General features: G+C 49.9%; 13 protein-coding genes and 1 CRISPR repeat array. Of the genes, 11 read left to right on the forward strand and 2 right to left on the reverse strand.

The window, feature by feature from the left end:
- The first annotated feature begins 58 nt into the window (after positions 1 to 58).
- The 11 genes from QZ516_RS06180 to QZ516_RS06230 all read left to right on the forward strand — a co-directional run bounded on the left by QZ516_RS06180 (position 59) and on the right by QZ516_RS06230 (position 15285).
- The gene (locus QZ516_RS06180; protein WP_297187608.1) at positions 59 to 1039 is read left to right on the forward strand and encodes a WYL domain-containing protein; all 981 of its coding nucleotides are present in this window, start codon (positions 59 to 61) and stop codon (positions 1037 to 1039) included.
- A 91-nt stretch (positions 1040 to 1130) separates the two neighbouring features.
- Positions 1131 to 1385 carry a hypothetical protein gene (locus tag QZ516_RS06185; protein WP_297187609.1) on the forward strand — a complete coding sequence of 85 codons (255 nt, stop codon included), beginning with the start codon at positions 1131 to 1133 and terminating at the stop codon, positions 1383 to 1385.
- A 297-nt stretch (positions 1386 to 1682) separates the two neighbouring features.
- On the forward strand, positions 1683 to 2642 hold the full coding sequence (gene cas1f / locus QZ516_RS06190) for a type I-F CRISPR-associated endonuclease Cas1f (protein WP_297187611.1): 960 nt from the start codon (positions 1683 to 1685) through the stop codon (positions 2640 to 2642).
- Positions 2639 to 6028 (forward strand): type I-F CRISPR-associated helicase Cas3f, encoded by a 3390-nt coding sequence (gene cas3f / locus QZ516_RS06195; RefSeq protein WP_297187613.1) that lies wholly within the window; start codon positions 2639 to 2641, stop codon positions 6026 to 6028. The genes cas1f and cas3f overlap by 4 nt, the downstream gene beginning before the upstream one ends.
- A gap of 1 nt (position 6029) precedes the next feature.
- The gene (locus tag QZ516_RS06200; protein WP_297187615.1) at positions 6030 to 7595 is read left to right on the forward strand and encodes a type I-F CRISPR-associated protein Csy1; all 1566 of its coding nucleotides are present in this window, start codon (positions 6030 to 6032) and stop codon (positions 7593 to 7595) included.
- Positions 7592 to 8533 (forward strand): type I-F CRISPR-associated protein Csy2, encoded by a 942-nt coding sequence (gene csy2 / locus QZ516_RS06205; RefSeq protein ID WP_297187616.1) that lies wholly within the window; start codon positions 7592 to 7594, stop codon positions 8531 to 8533. The genes QZ516_RS06200 and csy2 overlap by 4 nt, the downstream gene beginning before the upstream one ends.
- Positions 8534 to 8553: 20 nt before the next feature.
- Positions 8554 to 9588: a type I-F CRISPR-associated protein Csy3 gene (gene csy3, locus QZ516_RS06210; RefSeq protein ID WP_297187618.1), complete on the forward strand. Its 1035-nt coding sequence runs from the start codon at positions 8554 to 8556 to the stop codon at positions 9586 to 9588.
- 11 nt (positions 9589 to 9599) lie between these two features.
- Complete coding sequence (gene cas6f / locus QZ516_RS06215; RefSeq protein ID WP_297187620.1) at positions 9600 to 10151, forward strand: type I-F CRISPR-associated endoribonuclease Cas6/Csy4; 552 nt, start codon at positions 9600 to 9602, stop codon at positions 10149 to 10151.
- Between the two features lie 130 nt (positions 10152 to 10281).
- Positions 10282 to 10530, forward strand: a complete 249-nt coding sequence (locus QZ516_RS06220; protein WP_297187622.1) for a type II toxin-antitoxin system Phd/YefM family antitoxin — start codon at positions 10282 to 10284, stop codon at positions 10528 to 10530.
- Positions 10527 to 10952: a type II toxin-antitoxin system VapC family toxin gene (locus QZ516_RS06225; protein WP_297187623.1), complete on the forward strand. Its 426-nt coding sequence runs from the start codon at positions 10527 to 10529 to the stop codon at positions 10950 to 10952. The genes QZ516_RS06220 and QZ516_RS06225 overlap by 4 nt, the downstream gene beginning before the upstream one ends.
- 290 nt (positions 10953 to 11242) lie before the next feature.
- Positions 11243 to 14569: a CRISPR direct-repeat array (repeat unit 28 nt; unit sequence GTTCACTGCCGCACAGGCAGCTTAGAAA).
- Between the two features lie 227 nt (positions 14570 to 14796).
- Positions 14797 to 15285, forward strand: coding sequence for a hypothetical protein (locus QZ516_RS06230; RefSeq protein ID WP_297187625.1), 489 nt, complete (start codon positions 14797 to 14799; stop codon positions 15283 to 15285).
- A gap of 93 nt (positions 15286 to 15378) precedes the next feature.
- Here the strand turns inward: QZ516_RS06230 and QZ516_RS06235 are convergent, their stop codons facing one another.
- Together QZ516_RS06235 and QZ516_RS06240 are read right to left on the reverse strand one after the other, a co-directional pair.
- A complete protein-coding gene (locus QZ516_RS06235) occupies positions 15379 to 15756 on the reverse strand; it encodes a hypothetical protein (RefSeq protein WP_297187627.1) in 378 nt (125 codons plus the stop codon).
- A gap of 301 nt (positions 15757 to 16057) precedes the next feature.
- Complete coding sequence (locus QZ516_RS06240) at positions 16058 to 17956, reverse strand: ATP-binding cassette domain-containing protein (RefSeq protein ID WP_297187629.1); 1899 nt, start codon at positions 17954 to 17956, stop codon at positions 16058 to 16060.
- Positions 17957 to 17983 lie beyond the last annotated feature (27 nt).

The raw sequence follows: 17983 nt of genomic DNA on the forward strand, positions 1-17983 counted from the left end.
ACTTTTTTCGCAAAGACCATTAAATCCAGAGAAGGGTCAATTTCAGGGATGAGTACACGTGGACAAATTCGACCGCATTCAGCACCTCCACCGAATTTTTAAAAACCGCCGCTTGCCGGTGCCCGTTCGGGTGTTGGCGGAAGAACTAGAGTGCTCCGAGCGCAACGTCAAACGCCTGCTGGAGACCATGCAGCTGGTGGATGCCCCACTGGTATATGACGAGTCGGGCCGCGGCTGGCGCTATGAAAAAAATGAGGGCGACCTCTTTGAACTGCCCGGCCTGTGGCTGACCGGTGATGAGCTGCAATCACTGAGCCTGCTGCTCAGCTTGCTGGAGCAACTGGGCAACGGCATCCTCAACGACGAAATCGTCGTGATCGAAAAAGAGGTTACCAAACTGCTCAATGCTCGGGGTATCGACCCCAGCGCCTTCGCCGATCGCGTTCGCGTCCTGCCCATCGCCCACCGCCAACTGCCGGGAACCCTTTTCAACAAAGTCAGCGAAGCGCTGCTCAGAAGCAAGCGTATCCGCATTGGTTACCTCAGCTATCGGGGCGAAAAAACCAGCCGCGACATCAGCCCACAAACCTTGGTCCATTACCGGGAGAACTGGTACATCGACGCCTGGTGCCACCTCAGGAATGAATTGCGCACCTTTTCCATTGCCCGCGTCAGCAGCGCCGAAATCCTCAAGACCAACAGCAAGGTCATTGCCAAAGAGACCCTGCGCGAACACTTCGCCAGCAGCTTTGGCATCTTTTCGGGCAAACCAAAACACACCGCAAGGCTACGTTTTTCAAGGGAAATCGCCCGCGAAATCGCCTTGCAGGAATGGCACCCGCAACAGCAGGGCGAGTGGGATGGCAGGGAATACCTGCTCACCATTCCTTATTCAGACGACCGCGAACTGATCCAGGATTTACTCCGCCATACGCCCCATGTGTATGTGGAGGCCCCGGTAAAGCTGCGTAAAAAGCTGCAAAACAAACTGCAACAGGGATTAGAAAGGCAGCTCGGCAAAGGGCTGGGGTGGCTGTAGCAATACTGGATAAATGTCCAAGACATGTTTTGTCACCACAAGGCGATATAGTCGCAAGCAGTAGCAAGTAAACGTCAGGGAGGCATTCGGCATGACCATCGACAGCGAAGCGGCGAACAACCTCAGACCGGTTACAAGTGCGGCATGTCTGTTCTCCGTGCCGGGAACGCTGTATCTCGCCATGGCGGATAAAAGCCTGATGGTGCTTTTGGCCCTACCGATATTCTTTGCCGCCGCTTTTGTGTATTGCCTGGTGTTTTTCTTGCTGGCTTTGAGCGCGCGGGAGGTTATCTCGTCAATAGGGATATTAATAGAGTCCCTAATGGAAAGGGCGGAGAAGGGATGAAAAGCGGTGATCTTGTTTTTCAAAAAAACCTTTGGTCGAAGTCATATTCACAAATTGAGCGCAATAGCCGGTGCCATCTGCGCCATGTCGCTGTAGAAGCTCCAGCCGAGTGCGTAAGGCGCTAGTGATGTACCAAGAAATAGAACGCGAGCAACAGCTGGTGCTGTATATATCACCAGGACGAGTTTTGTCTGTGCCTTTTTGTATATTTCGTTTTCACTCGGATTAAGAATTTAAAAAATTGAGTAAATAGGTTTTTGAACATGGTAGTTATATTAAAAAAGTTGGGTAAAGGATATGGAACAACTGACTGATCTAAAGGCTATTCTGCATTCCAAGCGTGCGAATATTTATTACCTTGAAAAATGCCGGGTGATGCAGAAGGACGGTCGCGTGCTCTACCTGACGGAAGCTAAAAATGAAAATCAGTATTGGAATATTCCCATTGCCAATACCACATGCCTGTTACTGGGAACCGGGACTTCGGTTACACAGGCAGCAATGCGAATGCTGGCCTCGGCAGGTGTGCTTGTCGGATTTTGTGGCGGCGGCGGGACGCCCTTGTTGATGGCCAATGAAATTGAATGGCTCAATCCACAAAGTGAATATCGGCCGACTGAATATATACAAGGGTGGATGCAGTTCTGGTTTGATGATGACCGACGACTTCAAGCTGCAAAACAATTTCAGCAAGAAAGGATAAAGTATCTGCAAAAAGTATGGGGCAAGGACCGAGACCTACAGACAGAAGGATTCAATATAGCTGACCCAATTTTACAAAAGTCTCTCGACAACAATCTGCAAAAAGTGTCAGTGGCCGGGAAAGTTGGCGCGTTGCTACAAGGTGAAGCAGAACTTACCAAACAGCTCTACAAGTTTGCTGCTCATGCCAGCAGCTACGGTAACTTTACCCGTGAGCGTGAAGCCATAGATACCGCCAATACCTTTCTCAATCATGGTAATTATCTGGCCTACGGATTAGCAGCAACAACGCTCTGGGTTCTGGGCATTCCTCACGGCTTTGCTGTGATGCACGGTAAGACTCGTCGTGGGGCGTTGGTGTTTGACGTTGCTGATTTGGTGAAAGACGCATTGATCCTGCCATGGGCGTTCATCTGTGCAAAAGAAAAAAGTACAGAACAAGAATTTCGCCAGCAATGTTTACAGGCATTTACTAACCATAACGCATTGGAATTTATGTTTGATCAGGTCAAAGATATCGCCCTTAAGACCGATTGGGAGACAGTAATAGCATGATGGTCACGTTTGTCTCTCAATGCGAGAAAAAAGCCCTCGCCCGTTCCCGGCGGGTGCTGGATGCTTTTGCCGACCGCATAGGTGATAACACCTGGCAGACGGTGATTACACAGGAAGGTTTACTGGCCGTAAAAAAGCTGCTGCGGAAGACTGCCAGTAAAAATACAGCTGTGAGTTGCCATTGGATACGGAGCCGGTCGCGGACGGAGTTAGTTTGGGTGGTGGGGAATAAAAATAAATTTAATAACCAAGGTGCTGTACCGGTCAATAGTACATCCACCAATCGGTTTTATCGTGACGATTTGCAGGATTGGCAGTTTCTCCCAACTATCAGATCGCTGACGTGTTTAGCCGCATTACTGCACGACTGGGGCAAAGCCAGCGCCCGCTTCCAGCAAAAACTTGCCAAAAACTATAAAGGCCACGGGGCAGACAGATTACGTCACGAGTGGGTTTCGTGCTTATTGCTCAAAGCGCTGATTTCCAACACGGGCAACCCGAATGTGGACGAGGGTTGGTTAACAACGTTAAAAGATGGAAAGATTGATGAAGATGCCCTCAGGACATCCCTATGCAAAAGTAGTGAAAAGCCATTAGCCGATTTGCCGAGTGTCGCAAAATTAGTGGCCTGGTTGATTGTTACCCACCATCGGCTTCCCTTACCAGACGATACAAAATCGGGTAGTTCGTGTACCAGCCTTGAAGGCATGCTTGGCATGATCGACAAAAGCTGGGGGTATGAAAATAAGGTAGACGATCTTGCATCCTGTTTGGAATTCCCCGAGGGGCTGTTAACCAACTCCAGCAAATGGCTGTCGCAAATCAAACGTTGGTCAGCCAAGTTACTGGATTCACAAGACGTTATTGCTCAGGCCATCGACAACGGCAGCTACCGCGTATTGCTGCACCATGCCCGCTTGTCTTTGATGCTGGGCGATCACTACTTTTCATCCCTTGATATTGACCAGACCCGCAATTGGCCCAATGCCACTGGCTTGCTTGCCAACACCCAAAAAAACAAATCACCCAAGCAGGCTCTGGATCAGCACTTGGTCGGTGTTTACGAAAGTGCCAAAAATATCGTCGGCAAATTGCCCGTTATCGAGAACGGCCTGGAACCTAGCTTTAATACTGTGGAATTAAAGCGTAAAAGCCCAACTTCCTACGCTTGGCAAGATACAGCCACCAAAAAAGTACGTGACTGGCGTAAAGCATGCAACGATACGCGCAAAGGCTTTTTCGCGGTCAATATGGCCAGCACTGGCTGCGGTAAAACCTTTGCCAATGCGAAAGCCATGATGGCCCTCTCTGAAGACGGCGATAGCCTGCGTTATATCCTAGCTTTGGGGCTGCGCACCCTTACATTGCAGACCGGCGACGAATACCGCGAGCGAATCTTCAAAAAAAGTGATGGCTGCGACCTGGCGGTATTGATTGGTTCTAAAGCGATTGCGGATTTGCACTATCAAAACAAACAGGAACAAACGCAAGAGCAAGTGAACCATGGCTCGGAATCTGTCGAAACATTGTTGGCCGATTCCGACGAAGTTGTCTACCAAGGTGAGCTGCCCGAAGAAGGTTTAACCACGGTTTTACAGAGTTATAAAGACAGGCAGTTACTCTACGCCCCGGTTTTGGCCTGCACTATTGACCATATCATTGCCGCAACAGAAACCACTCGCGGTGGGCGTTACATTCTGCCTGCGTTGCGTTTGCTGTCGTCGGATTTGGTCATTGATGAGGTGGATGACTTCACCGGCGGTGACCTAATTGCCATTGGCCGCCTGATTCATCTGGCAGGCATGCTGGGGCGTAAAGTGATGATTTCCTCGGCGACCATTCCACCGGCAATGGCGGAAGGCTATTTCAATGCCTACCAGCAAGGCTGGTTACTCTATTGTAAAACCCGTAACGCCGGCCCTCTGGTGGGTTGCGCCTGGATCGACGAGTTTTCTACGCAGGTCGAAGATATCGGTAATCAAGACCAGGCAGCTCAGGACTATCGGAAAATTCATGACCGATATATTGAGAAGCGAGTAGAGCAGTTAGGCAAGCAAGCGGCGAAGCGCAAAGCCATTGTGATTGATTGCTCGCCAGCTATGTGGGGTAATGATGAGCACGATCAGTCAGGCATCGCCAATAAAAAAGGAGTCTGGTTCAACCGAATAGCCGCCACCACTCTTGATAGGCACGAGCAACACCATACGATAGATAGTCAAACCGACTTAAAGGTTTCTTTTGGGGTGGTACGGATTGCCAATATCCAACCCTGTGTGCAGCTTACCCGCTTTTTGTTGGGTTATGACTGGCCTGAAAATACCGAGGTGCGAGTGATGGCTTACCACAGCAGACAAGTACTGCTGCTGCGCCACGAACAGGAAAAGCATCTTGATGGCGTGTTAAAACGTAAAGAAAAACAGGGCGAGCAACCACAAGCCTTTAATAACGAGCTGATTCGCAATCACCTAGATAGCATTGCCAATCAGCAACCCAAAGTGAAAAACCTGTTGTTTATCCTGGTCGCCACCCCTGTTGAAGAAGTGGGTCGGGATCATGACTTCGATTGGGCCGTTATCGAACCCTCATCGTACCGCTCCATTATTCAATTGGCAGGACGGGTCAAACGGCACCGTGACGGTGAGGTAGAACATCCTAATATCGGTATTCTGCAATACAACTGGCGAACCCTGAAAGATGGTGACAAACCAAGAGAACCGCGGTTTTGCAGACCGGGGTATGAAGTGGCTGGTAAGTTACCGAAAGTAAAAGCAGATGGGACAAAAAACTATGGCGCTATGCAAAGCCACGATCTTTTTAAGGTGGTGGATGAGACGCTGATACATACCCGACTGGATGCCACGCCAAGGATTCAGGAAAGGCAAAAAAGCAGTCAAACACAGATGGCCTTGCTGGAGCATGCAGCCATAGATAGCCAACTGACCTATTACGAGGGCAAAGGCCCGGAAACCCTGCAAGGCTATATTCAGTGGTACTGGTATCTCACTGCTTTACCGCAAATCCTCAACCGCTTTCGCCAAAGTACAAAAAGCGTTCAGCTTTACCGTGTGACTAATGGTAGCGGTGACGCTTGGTTTACCGAGCGCGATGTCAAAGGGGAATTTAGTTACCTCAACACCGGTGAGTTTGCTCGCCATGACATTGTCTATCAAATCGCCACCACAGAGTTTACAAAGGTTCAGTCAGCACGGCTTTGGCTACAGCGCGATTATCTGCAGTTGCTACAGGCACAAAGTGAGTTACGCGAAATATCATTGAATAAGGCTGCAATCCTCTACGGAGAAATCAGCCTGGATGTTTATCCAAATGCCATCAACAAAGCGTATGAATACAACGATCAGTTAGGTCTGTATGAAAAGGAAGAATGATATGGCAGAGGAAAAGAATGAGATCATCAAATTCTTAGATAAGATGAAACGATCTATAAAAAAGAGCACAGACGATAAAAGGCTTGAGGACGAGCACTGCAGGAGTGATTGTTACGAGTTTATTTTTGGAAATTCATCAAAGGCTGTTGAATACAAAGATATTATTTTGTTTTTGCTTGGTGGAACGAAAAATATCCGGTTCCCAAGAAATGAACGTGATTATTATTTGTTGCTGCTTCTCGGTATCGAAATAAAGCCAAAGCTCACATTTAAGGATGCTTGTGATATATCCCACCCAATTGTTTTTGATGTTTTAAATGGATTGGATATAGATTCAATCCAATCTCTAGAAATCATTAAAATGGTAAAGCTTCATAATCGTGATTGTCTTAGTTATTTCCAGCTTTTCGAAAGTGCTATTGATTTAAACGAATTTTCTATGACTGGCATAGTTGAGTTGGCAGAAAAAATAGTCGGAGATAGTAAATATGGGACGGTAATTACCCATTCATCTAAAATGACCAATCCAGCGTGTAAATATCCTAGGATATATTTTGACAGTGGTGAAAGATTAACGGACGGTTTAATTCGATCTGGTAACGTTATTACTGATTTCGATTTGCACATCGATGCATCCAAGCTGAAAGTCTTTAAATTCCTTGCACTCCCTGTCGAGAAAGACACTCTATTTGATCGTCTAAAGAGAGGTGATTTCGAGCCTTTGCAGGCAATATTTGGTGTTGATGATCAAACGGCAGAGGCCTGGTACGATCAGCTAAAACCTTGCATAACATCTCAAGACCATCGCACGCATGACCTTATTAAGCAGGTTTTGTTTCCTGTTGAAAATAGTTACCACCAGCTATCTTTGTTACAACCATCTGGTCTGGTTTTTAAGCTAAAAGAGCGAGTTGATCAAATAAATTCACGTTCAGTGGATGCTTATTTGGGAAGAAAGTCCCAAAAAGATGATAAGTACTATGCTAATGGATTTAAAACAGTTCCAAACATTACTGTTACCAGGCACGGAGGCGAACACCCTAAAAATATAAGCGGTTTAAATAATAAGTATCAAAGCTGCTATTTGCTTGACTCACGTCCACCGTTTATAGAAAAAAGGGATGTGAAACTCCCCACCAAAGATTTTTTTATCCAAAGCCTGCGTTTCTACGATTGTAGAGACATTCTGGAGCGGCTCGATAAGGTCTTCAAAATCGAGCGTGACGGCCAAATTCCACTGGATAATATTCGTAAGGGCAGAGATCGCTGCCTTGGCGACATCTTGGATGTGATCCTGCAGAAAATGATGGCGTTGAGAGACGTCTCAACTCAACAGTATTGGCCGGAAACCAGCAAGTTACCGGCTTGGCAAACGTTCTGGCTATGTGACCAATATAAAGATCAGCGACTCCAGGAGGATGACTGGCTGTACAGCCTCTGTGACCAGATTGCCCGATGGGTAGCCAACGCTTACAAAGACACTATCAAACACCCTGTCATGCTAGGCGAGGCCGAGCGCCAGTACATTAAAGAATTTATAGAAGACAACAAGGAGGTGTTGAGATGACCGAAAACCTGATTCTTCTGCCTCATATAAAGGTGCAAAACGCCAACGCCTTATCCAGCCCTTTCACCATTGGTTTTCCGGCTATGACGGCCTGGCTGGGGGCTGTGCATGCATTGCAGCGTAAATTGAATATGCAGGATTCCCCCGTTGATTTTTCTGCCGTTGGTGTCGTGGTGCATCACTTCGATTTGCAAACCTATAAAGGCCCAGGTGATTTTGTGCATTCCATTATTGGCACGGGCAACCCACTGGAACCCAAGTCCGAAAAAGATAAGCCAAAAGGTAATGCTGTTCGCTCTTCCTTTATCGAAGAGGCTCGCTGTCATTTGGAGGCGAGTTTGGTTATCGAATACAGCGGCATTGAGGCCCAGGATGAATCGCAAATGTTGGAGCGATTACATCAATTAATGCTCGGCAATATGAAGCTGGCAGGTGGCGATATTTTGGGCTGTGGTGTACCTGAAATCGTACGTGATTTTCGGGTAACTAAACGCAAGTTAATGCCTGGCTATGCCTTGGTCGAGCGCCGCGATTTAATGCAGGAGGCCATGGTGAAGGGGCAAGACGCCATGGACGCAATGCTTGATTATCTAGCCATACATCACACCTCCAGTAAAGGCGAGAAGGACGGAGAGGAGCGTGTCCACTGGCAAAGTCAACGCAAAGCCACCGGGCCAGATGGTCAGAGAGGCTGGATTGTACCTATTGCCACCGGCTTTCATGGTGTTGGTGATCTGGACAGTGCACTTAACCAACGCGACCCGGATACGCCACATCGCTTTGCCGAAAGTGTAGTGACCCTGGGTGAATTCAAAATGCCTTACCGCTTGGATTCACCCGAAGACTTACTCTGGCGCTACCAGGTAGAGCCAGAAAACAACCTTTATCTCTGCGTTCAACAAGCATTTGAACCTGAAACCACCCACAGCGATTACTAATTTATTCAAGGAGAAGCACCATGGCTAAGAAAGAAAATACCGCATCTGTATTGGCGTTTGAGAAAAAATTGGTTCCCTCTGATGGCTATATCTACGGCTGCCAATGGGAGAACAAAGACGATGCAACTCCGCTCTCATTAAATGAGAAATCAGTGCGGGGGACGATTTCAAACCGTTTTGGGAAAAAAGATAAGGTTTTGGCTGACGATCCAATGGCTCTTGGTAAAAAGGTTGAGAGTCCTAACCTACAAACTGTCGATGCCTGCTCATTAGGGCCCCAGCAGGACACCCTGAAACTGCATTTCACGCTCAAGGTGCTGGGCGGATTGAAGCAGCCTTCAGCCTGTAATAACGCCGCGTTTAAACAAGGTTATCAGCAAGCTGTAAGCAATTACCTTGACACTGAGGGCATGAGAGAGCTTGCCAAGCGTTATGCGCTGAATATCGCTAATGCTCGGTTTTTATGGCGTAACCGCTTTGGTGCAGAAACTATTATGGTGCAAGTTAAAGCCTTGAATAAAGGCGCTGAACAAAGCTGGGAATTTGATGCACTGGAGTTGAACCCCCGGGATATGGAGACCACAACGGCCGATATCGATAGTCTTGCAGGACGTATTGCTGCTGCATTAACCAGTGACCACGACTTTTTGATGCTTGATATCAGCTGTTATGCCAAAGTGGGTAAAGCTCAGGATGTTTACCCCAGCGAAGAGCTGGTGCTGGATAAGGGCAAAGGCAATAAAAGTAAAATCCTATATGCGGTTGATGGGATTGCAGCTATGCATTCCCAAAAAATCGGTAATGCCCTCAGAACAGTTGATACTTGGTACCCTGAACACGGCGACTCGGTAGCATCTGCTGGACCCATTGCGATTGAACCCTATGGTGCAGTCACCAATTTGGGGAAAGCCTTTAGAACACCTGCCGACAAACAAGACTTCTATACCTTTTTTGATAACTGGGCACGTGGTGGCGAGTTATCACGAGTTGAGGATGAACATTACGTGATGGCTGTGTTGGTGCGTGGTGGTGTATTTGGCGAAAGTGATAAATAACAGGTGATGACATGAACTATTACCTCGATATTCACATTTTGCCGGACCCAGAGTTTAAAGAAACGGTATTAATGAATGCTCTACACACCAAACTCCACAAAGCACTGTGCGACTTGGAGTCCACCACTATCGGAGTCAGCTTCCCCAATAATGAGCGTACGCTCGGTGACCGTTTGCGATTGCATGGCTCAGCCGAGGTGTTAGACAAGCTTCAGTGCCAAAGCTGGATCGGCGGCATGAGTGGCTACTGCCTGCAAAGCGATATTCAGCCCGTGCCGTCAGATTCAAAGTTCCGTAACATCTCGCGCCAACAACCGACGATGAGTCCGGCAAAGCTTAAACGGCTATTTAAGCGTGGTTCTATAACAGACGATGAGGTTAAGCAGTACAAAGTTAAAATGTTTGCCAAAGGATTGGATAACCCATATTTGGAAATAGTGAGCGGTTCAAACGGTCAAAGACATAGGCGCTATATTAAATTTGGTCCCCTGTTGGATAACCCTATTAAAGGTGCTTTTGACCAGTTCGGTCTTTCCAAAATCGCTACCATTCCCTGGTTTTAAATCCGTCGATTTTGCCGGGTTGGACCAGTAAATAAGGATGAGTACCTGGCGATTGGCCAGAAACACGGGTTGGATAATCATATGATCGGCACTATAATTCTGGCTAGTCTGTCTAGAATAGGAGAGAAAGATGACCGCATGGCAATTACAGGATGCTAAAAACCGCTTCAGTGCTCTGGTAAAAGCGGCAGAGAGCGAAGGGCCGCAGGTAGTTACCGTTCATGGTAAGGACAAGGCGGTATTACTTTCGGTCGAGGCTTACCAGCAATTGATACAGCGCAAAGGTAGTTTGCTGGACTTTTTTCAGAGTTCTCCGTGGGCCAAAACCGATATTGAAATTTCCCGCTCTCGGGATACAGGACGGGAAATCGAGCTGTGAACTATCTACTCGATACCTGCCTTCTGTCTGAGTTGCGCAAACCGGAACCGGATACAGGTGTGGTGGCATGGATTGCCGACATTGATGAGGCTAGGTTGTTTATCAGCGTTCTGAGCTTGGGCGAAATCCAGAAAGGCGTCGCAAAACTGGAAAATGGTCGACGTAGGAACGCCTTGCAACACTGGCTCGAACAGGACTTGCTGTGCCGGTTTGCACAGAGGGTTTTACCCTTTGATCTCGATATGGCGCTGGAATGGGGGTTGGCCAGCGCGGAGAGCGAAAGCCGGGGCAGACCGGCTCCGGTTATCGATGCGTTGCTAGCAGTAACGGCGATAGCTCACAATCTCACCTTGGTGACACGCAATGACAAGGATTTTTCGGATTTTCCCGTAAAGGTGTTGAACCCGTGGGGCCAAAATTAAATTGGATCTGGCAGGGCATCCGGGAAATCAGGATGTAATCCTGCACATATTGTGGCACTGAATATTTCCAGCAATGACCTCTCACAAAACTTCAACTTTTCCACTCCAAAGGGGTGGCTCTATATCAGGTAGTTTACGTTACCCACCTTGCCCTCCAGACCCAATGTTTTTCGTTCTTTAAAAATCAATATAAAAATTAAATAGTTACAAGACCACTAAAAATCATTGGGTAACACGATGGTTTTAAGCTAACTAATTGTTGTAGCTATTTTTTTGTGCTTTATACTTCAGTTCACTGCCGCACAGGCAGCTTAGAAAAAGCGCAGAGAGTATGCCCAAGGCATCATTGAGTTCACTGCCGCACAGGCAGCTTAGAAACGCGTGTTCGGGGTAAGACTGGGCCTGACTGCGTTCACTGCCGCACAGGCAGCTTAGAAATGTCTCTGCCGGGTGTCCTAAAAGGGGCCAGCGTTCACTGCCGCACAGGCAGCTTAGAAATTCGATCAGTCCGTATATCTCAAGGTCAAAACGTTCACTGCCGCACAGGCAGCTTAGAAAGATCCAATACCTGGCGATACGTCAGCCTGTGCGTTCACTGCCGCACAGGCAGCTTAGAAATGTGTTCACGGAGCGGCCAGAAAATACCAAGTGTTCACTGCCGCACAGGCAGCTTAGAAAATAAAGTTCAAGGCTGATGGCAGCATCGACCAGTTCACTGCCGCACAGGCAGCTTAGAAATGCAGCCGCTCAGTATAGGCAGCCTTTGATATGTTCACTGCCGCACAGGCAGCTTAGAAAAAAACGCAGTTGGATTGTATGAGTCAGCTGATGTTCACTGCCGCACAGGCAGCTTAGAAATATGGGTCGCGGAGCCAGTGGTCTGTAGTCATGTTCACTGCCGCACAGGCAGCTTAGAAAATCACACTGAAGCGGCGGCGGCCCTGGGATACGTTCACTGCCGCACAGGCAGCTTAGAAACGGCTGCGGATTTGGCTGACGGAAAAATACGGGTTCACTGCCGCACAGGCAGCTTAGAAATGCACAGATAGGGCCCCGCTATCCGCATCAGAGTTCACTGCCGCACAGGCAGCTTAGAAATGAATAAATACGGCGGTGGGCCATGGTTTGATGTTCACTGCCGCACAGGCAGCTTAGAAAACCAAAACTGACGGTGGTGGCGCTGCCGGTGGGTTCACTGCCGCACAGGCAGCTTAGAAACCCATGGTGCGCGGCTGGTGCGGGTGGAAACGTTCACTGCCGCACAGGCAGCTTAGAAATGTTTATGCTGCAAGCAAAGTGAGGGTTAAAAGTTCACTGCCGCACAGGCAGCTTAGAAAATTCTGTTTGATTACCCTGGACATTACTTTAAGTTCACTGCCGCACAGGCAGCTTAGAAATGCCTGAATGGGCACTACCTAAACCAAGGGATGTTCACTGCCGCACAGGCAGCTTAGAAATCAGGTCAGCGCCCCTCAGGTTAGCGCCCCTCGTTCACTGCCGCACAGGCAGCTTAGAAAAGCGTCTACGACAACTTTGCCTTCCACATGGAGTTCACTGCCGCACAGGCAGCTTAGAAAAGATTAAGAAGTCTGTCCGCCTCATTCTTTGCGTTCACTGCCGCACAGGCAGCTTAGAAAACTTAGCGAAGTCGATAGAGTCAAGGCAGCTAGTTCACTGCCGCACAGGCAGCTTAGAAATTCGCAAGGGACTTGAGAGGCTGGTAGTTAACGTTCACTGCCGCACAGGCAGCTTAGAAAATCGAGAACAACCGCGTTCTATCCAGCCCGCCGTTCACTGCCGCACAGGCAGCTTAGAAAATCCAAGTTGTAGCTCGTCGTAGCCCTTGGAAGTTCACTGCCGCACAGGCAGCTTAGAAAACGACATTGAACAAACCAGCCGCAAATGATTTGTTCACTGCCGCACAGGCAGCTTAGAAATGCTCAAGCCCGGCCAGCGCCTCGGTGCTGATGTTCACTGCCGCACAGGCAGCTTAGAAATGCCCAGCGGCGGCGCGGTGACCAATATCACCGTTCACTGCCGCACAGGCAGCTTAGAAAAACACTGATGGTGCTCCGGCGTTTGCTGCTGCGTTCACTGCCGCACAGGCAGCTTAGAAATGAAAAGGGAGTAGCCGCGATACTGGGCAGCGGTTCACTGCCGCACAGGCAGCTTAGAAAAAACAGGAAGCCCAGCACCAGGAAGTTGATAAGTTCACTGCCGCACAGGCAGCTTAGAAAACCATCTCCTTGACCGCCTCAATAAAAGCGGTGTTCACTGCCGCACAGGCAGCTTAGAAAAACAGAATGTAAAAATGCTGATCTTTCATGCTGTTCACTGCCGCACAGGCAGCTTAGAAAAGTGACATCAACGCGGGAAACCTTCCATAAAGGTTCACTGCCGCACAGGCAGCTTAGAAAGCTGGCGCATCTGGCTCCTGCGCTCTGCCTCCGTTCACTGCCGCACAGGCAGCTTAGAAAACGATGGCAATCAACGTGATGAGGCCGGTAACGTTCACTGCCGCACAGGCAGCTTAGAAAACGCTGACCTTTACCTGTGAATAATCAATTGCGTTCACTGCCGCACAGGCAGCTTAGAAAATTTTTTGCCCTTCTCAGTTGATAAAGTACGGGTTCACTGCCGCACAGGCAGCTTAGAAATGAACTTCCTATATCCGTGCATTCAAGGCCCGGTTCACTGCCGCACAGGCAGCTTAGAAAACCAGCGCCGCCGCCGGTAGTTTTGCCACCATGTTCACTGCCGCACAGGCAGCTTAGAAAAAGCAACCTGCTAGATCAGCTTATCGGCTGGCGTTCACTGCCGCACAGGCAGCTTAGAAATCCAATCCGTATAACAATTCATGGCAGCGGATGTTCACTGCCGCACAGGCAGCTTAGAAAAAGGACACAAGAGCGGCATCCGTTGCCGTAGTGTTCACTGCCGCACAGGCAGCTTAGAAAATGCCCCTCCCTAGGGCGATTTTGAGGTATTCGTTCACTGCCGCACAGGCAGCTTAGAAAAGCAGGCGAATCTCTTTGCCCACGAACTGAACGTTCACTGCCGCACAGGCAGCTTAGAAATATAACAGCCAGCGCCTGGCTTTTAAACTCATGTTCACTGCCGCACAGGCAGCTTAGAAAGCACAGTTCGTCACGCTGGCGAGTACGGCAATGTTCACTGCCGCACAGGCAGCTTAGAAACGCTGCGCACCTGTTCACCGGTAACGGTATTGGTTCACTGCCGCACAGGCAGCTTAGAAATGGTACATCGGTTAATCTTGCGTCTGTGGTCAGTTCACTGCCGCACAGGCAGCTTAGAAAATGAAAACAGGGCAAGAGAACGATTACAGTGTGTTCACTGCCGCACAGGCAGCTTAGAAATCTGAGCTGTCTATTACCATAACGAATGCTGAGTTCACTGCCGCACAGGCAGCTTAGAAAAGACCACAGCAGCACGGCCAAAACCTTTGTGGGTTCACTGCCGCACAGGCAGCTTAGAAACAAAAAGGACGAGCCAGAGCCGCCCGCCTCAGGTTCACTGCCGCACAGGCAGCTTAGAAATTTCTCAAGTCCCTCGACCCACGCAGACCTCAGTTCACTGCCGCACAGGCAGCGTAGAAAAGTCTGCAAATGCACTTTGTGGCGGGGCAAGGAGTCGATGCCGTTGCTGGTAGAGCACCTCGGCTAACGTGGTATACCAGATAGCGTTGAGAAGTTGATAGGTCCCATAATGGTGTTGTAGTCGTCGGAGGGTAGTACTATTGTCGTCAGCAAGAAGGTGTGTCAGGTAGAATTCCCCGCCTTCTGTTTGATAGCTCTGTAATGTTTATCTCCTCAAAGGATCGCAAATGAAGTGTTCTGCAGGGTCTGCCTCCAACCCGGCCAGAGTGTTGCTGCTACCCGTTGCGCTATTGCTGGCCGGTTTGTTGTTGCTCTCATCACCCGCGAAATCCCAGCCAGAGCGGACGCTGTTCGACCGGCTCGGTGGCGTGTATCCGATTGCTCTGACGGTGAATGATCTGGTGGATCGCCTGTACCTGAACAAGACGCTGAACGCGAACCCCAGGATAAAAAAAGTTCATGAAAGTATCGGCTCAAGAGAAAGTGCCAAAGTGGCGTTGACGGCCTGGGCGGTACAGTATACCGGCGGTCCGGTGCTGTTCCCTGTTCAGATCGGTGAAGTGGATGACGCACTGAAAATCACCGATGGGGAGTTTGATGTAATTCTCGACGAATGCGTGGTGTCGTTCAATAACGCGAAATTCCCGCAGCGTGAAGTGGGCGAGTTATTGAAATTGGTTGAAGGCTTCCGCTCTCAGGTGGTGATTCAAGGCTGAATAGCCCCGTAAGTGATTGACCTCAGTCCCGCTGCCAATTAATGGAGGCGGGGCGTTTTCGGTCGCGTCTGTAAGTGCTGCCCCTGAGCGTGCTCAGGCCGCCAGGGGTTGATGGCTACCGGGTGTGGAAAACAGCTCGATCACGTACAGCGCCGTGGTTTTATCCAGTGATGTGGCAACGGTTTCTACCATGCCGGTGGGCAATATGCACACCACGTCGTAGCTGTGTTCGCCCATTCGCAGGCAGTAGTAGGCGCTATTATTGCTGCTCTTGTAGTTCATCAGGCACAGAATTTCATCCAGATAAACGTTGTAGGTGTGATCATCGTGGTCCTTGATATAGGCATGATCCTGGTCGCAGTAGCACACCTGGCCCAGAAATGTGGCTGGGTGCGCGGACTTGGGATGTTTGGGGTCGGTGACCTCAACGGTCATGCCCCTGGTTAACAGGTGATTAAAATGCTTTGTCATGGTCATTCCTCGCAGTGAAGTTGTGAATGCCTGAACTCGCTATATCGACTGACTGGTCCTCCGCAGAGCGCCGGGCGCCCGGTTATTAAAAAAGTCGTTAAAGCAGGTTTCTGCCGAAGGCTTTTGCCTTGGCATTGAGTCGATCATGGTGAGAATTTTTAGAAAGGGCTATCTAAAAGCCATGCTTGAAAGCATGACTTTTGGTCATGGTTGTTATAATAATTTCAGATGATTGCATCGGCAAAAATGCTTTTGCCGGTAATAAAAAATCAATTTTAGTTTTGTGAATCGTTTCGGGAAATTAACCCTTCATTTCTTCCAGCTCCACCCAGCGCTCTGCGGCCGTATCCAGCGCCTGTTGTTTTTCTGCCAGTTGGTCCAGCACCAGCTGGGTTTCGGTGAAAGGGCGGTTGAAAAAGTCCGGGTCAGCTGTCTGCTCTTCCAGCAGCGCAATATCCTGCTCCAGCTGGTCGATCAGGCCCGGCAGGCTGTCCAGCTCCCGCTGGAACTTGTAGCTCAGTTTGACAGCGGGTTTTTTCGCCGCAGCGGTTGAGGTGGTCTCGTGATCCACAAGGTGGCCGGAGGGATGATCCAGCGTATCGGCAATCTTTAGGTGTTTGCCCCGTTTGACCCAATCGCTGTAACCGCCGATATACTCTTCAATTTTGCCGTCTTCCTCGAACACCAGCACGCTGGTGACCACGTTATCGAGGAACTCTCGGTCGTGGCTGACGATGATCAGGGTGCCCTGGTATTCCACCAGTTGCTCCTCGAGAACTTCGAGCATTTCCACATCGAGATCGTTGGTGGGTTCGTCGAGCACCAGCAGGTTGGTGGGGCGGGTAAATAGCTTGGCCAGCAGCACCCGGTTGCACTCGCCGCCGGACAGGGCGCTGACCGGGGTCATGGCGCGTTTGGGCGAGAACAAAAAGTTGCGCAGGTAGCCGATAATATGGCGTTCCTTGCCATTGATGCGAATGTACTCTTTGCCATCGCCAACGTTCTCGGCAATGGTTTTGCTGGTATCCAGTTCCCGCCGGATCTGGTCGAAATAGCCGATTTCAATATTGGTGCCCAGTTTGACCGAGCCTTCATCGGGTTCTATTTGGCCGAGCAGGAGTTTCAGCAGGGTGGACTTGCCGACACCGTTGTTGCCGATCAAACCGATGCGGTCACCGCGCATGATCTTGATCTTGAAGTTGTTGATCAGTTGTTCATTGCCATAGCCGTGGCACACGCTGCGCGCTTCGATCACTTTGCGCCCGGAGTTCTCGGCGGTTTCAACAGTGATTTTGGCCTTGCCCTGCACATTGACGCGTTGGGCCCGGTTCTGGCGCATGGCCTGCAGGGAGCGCACACGGCCTTCGTTGCGCGTGCGCCGGGCTTTGACGCCCTGGCGGATCCAGGTTTCCTCTTCCGCCAGTTTCTTGTCAAACAGGGCATTGCGACTTTCTTCTTCCTCGAGGGCCTGCTCCTTGAGGGTCAGGTAATTCTGGTAGTTGCCGGGCCAGCTGACCAGGTGTCCCCGGTCGATCTCGATGATTCGTGTGGCCAGCCGCTGTAAAAAATTGCGGTCGTGGGTAATGAAGATGACAGAGCCCTGAAAGCTGCGAACACGGTGTTCCAGCCATTCAATCGTGCTGATGTCCAGGTGGTTGGTAGGCTCATCGAGCAACAGCAGATCAGGATTGGACACCAGCGCTTTGCCCAGTGCGACCCGCCTGCGCCAGCCGCCGGATAATTCCGCCAGGGTTTTGTGGGCGGGCAATTCCAGTTGACTGATGATGGTCTCCACCTGTTTGTCCACCTGCCAGCCACCGCCGGCATCAATCTCGGCCTGCAAGTCTTCCATCGCCTGCATTCCCTGTTTGTCCGGACTCTGTTGGGATTGGTGACAAAACTGGTCGATCAGCGATTGTTGGTCGGCCAGGCCCTCCCGCACGACATCCGCGACATTGCGTTCCAGGTCCCCCGGCAGGGCCTGCTCCAGCTGGCTGATGCGCAGGTGGCGGCGGAAGTGGATTTCGCCGTGGTCGGGTTTGATCTGTCCGGTGAGGATTTTCAGCAGAGTGGATTTCCCCGCACCATTGCGACCGATCAGACAAATCCGTTCACCGGATTCCACCGTAAGCTGGGCATTGATCAGCAGTGGCACATCGCCAAATTCAATGGAAATATCGTCGATCCGGATCAGAGTCATGAAACAGCTTGCCTGTGGTTTGGGGTG

The organism is uncultured Porticoccus sp., assembly GCF_913061305.1.
Classification (GTDB): domain Bacteria; phylum Pseudomonadota; class Gammaproteobacteria; order Pseudomonadales; family Porticoccaceae; genus Porticoccus.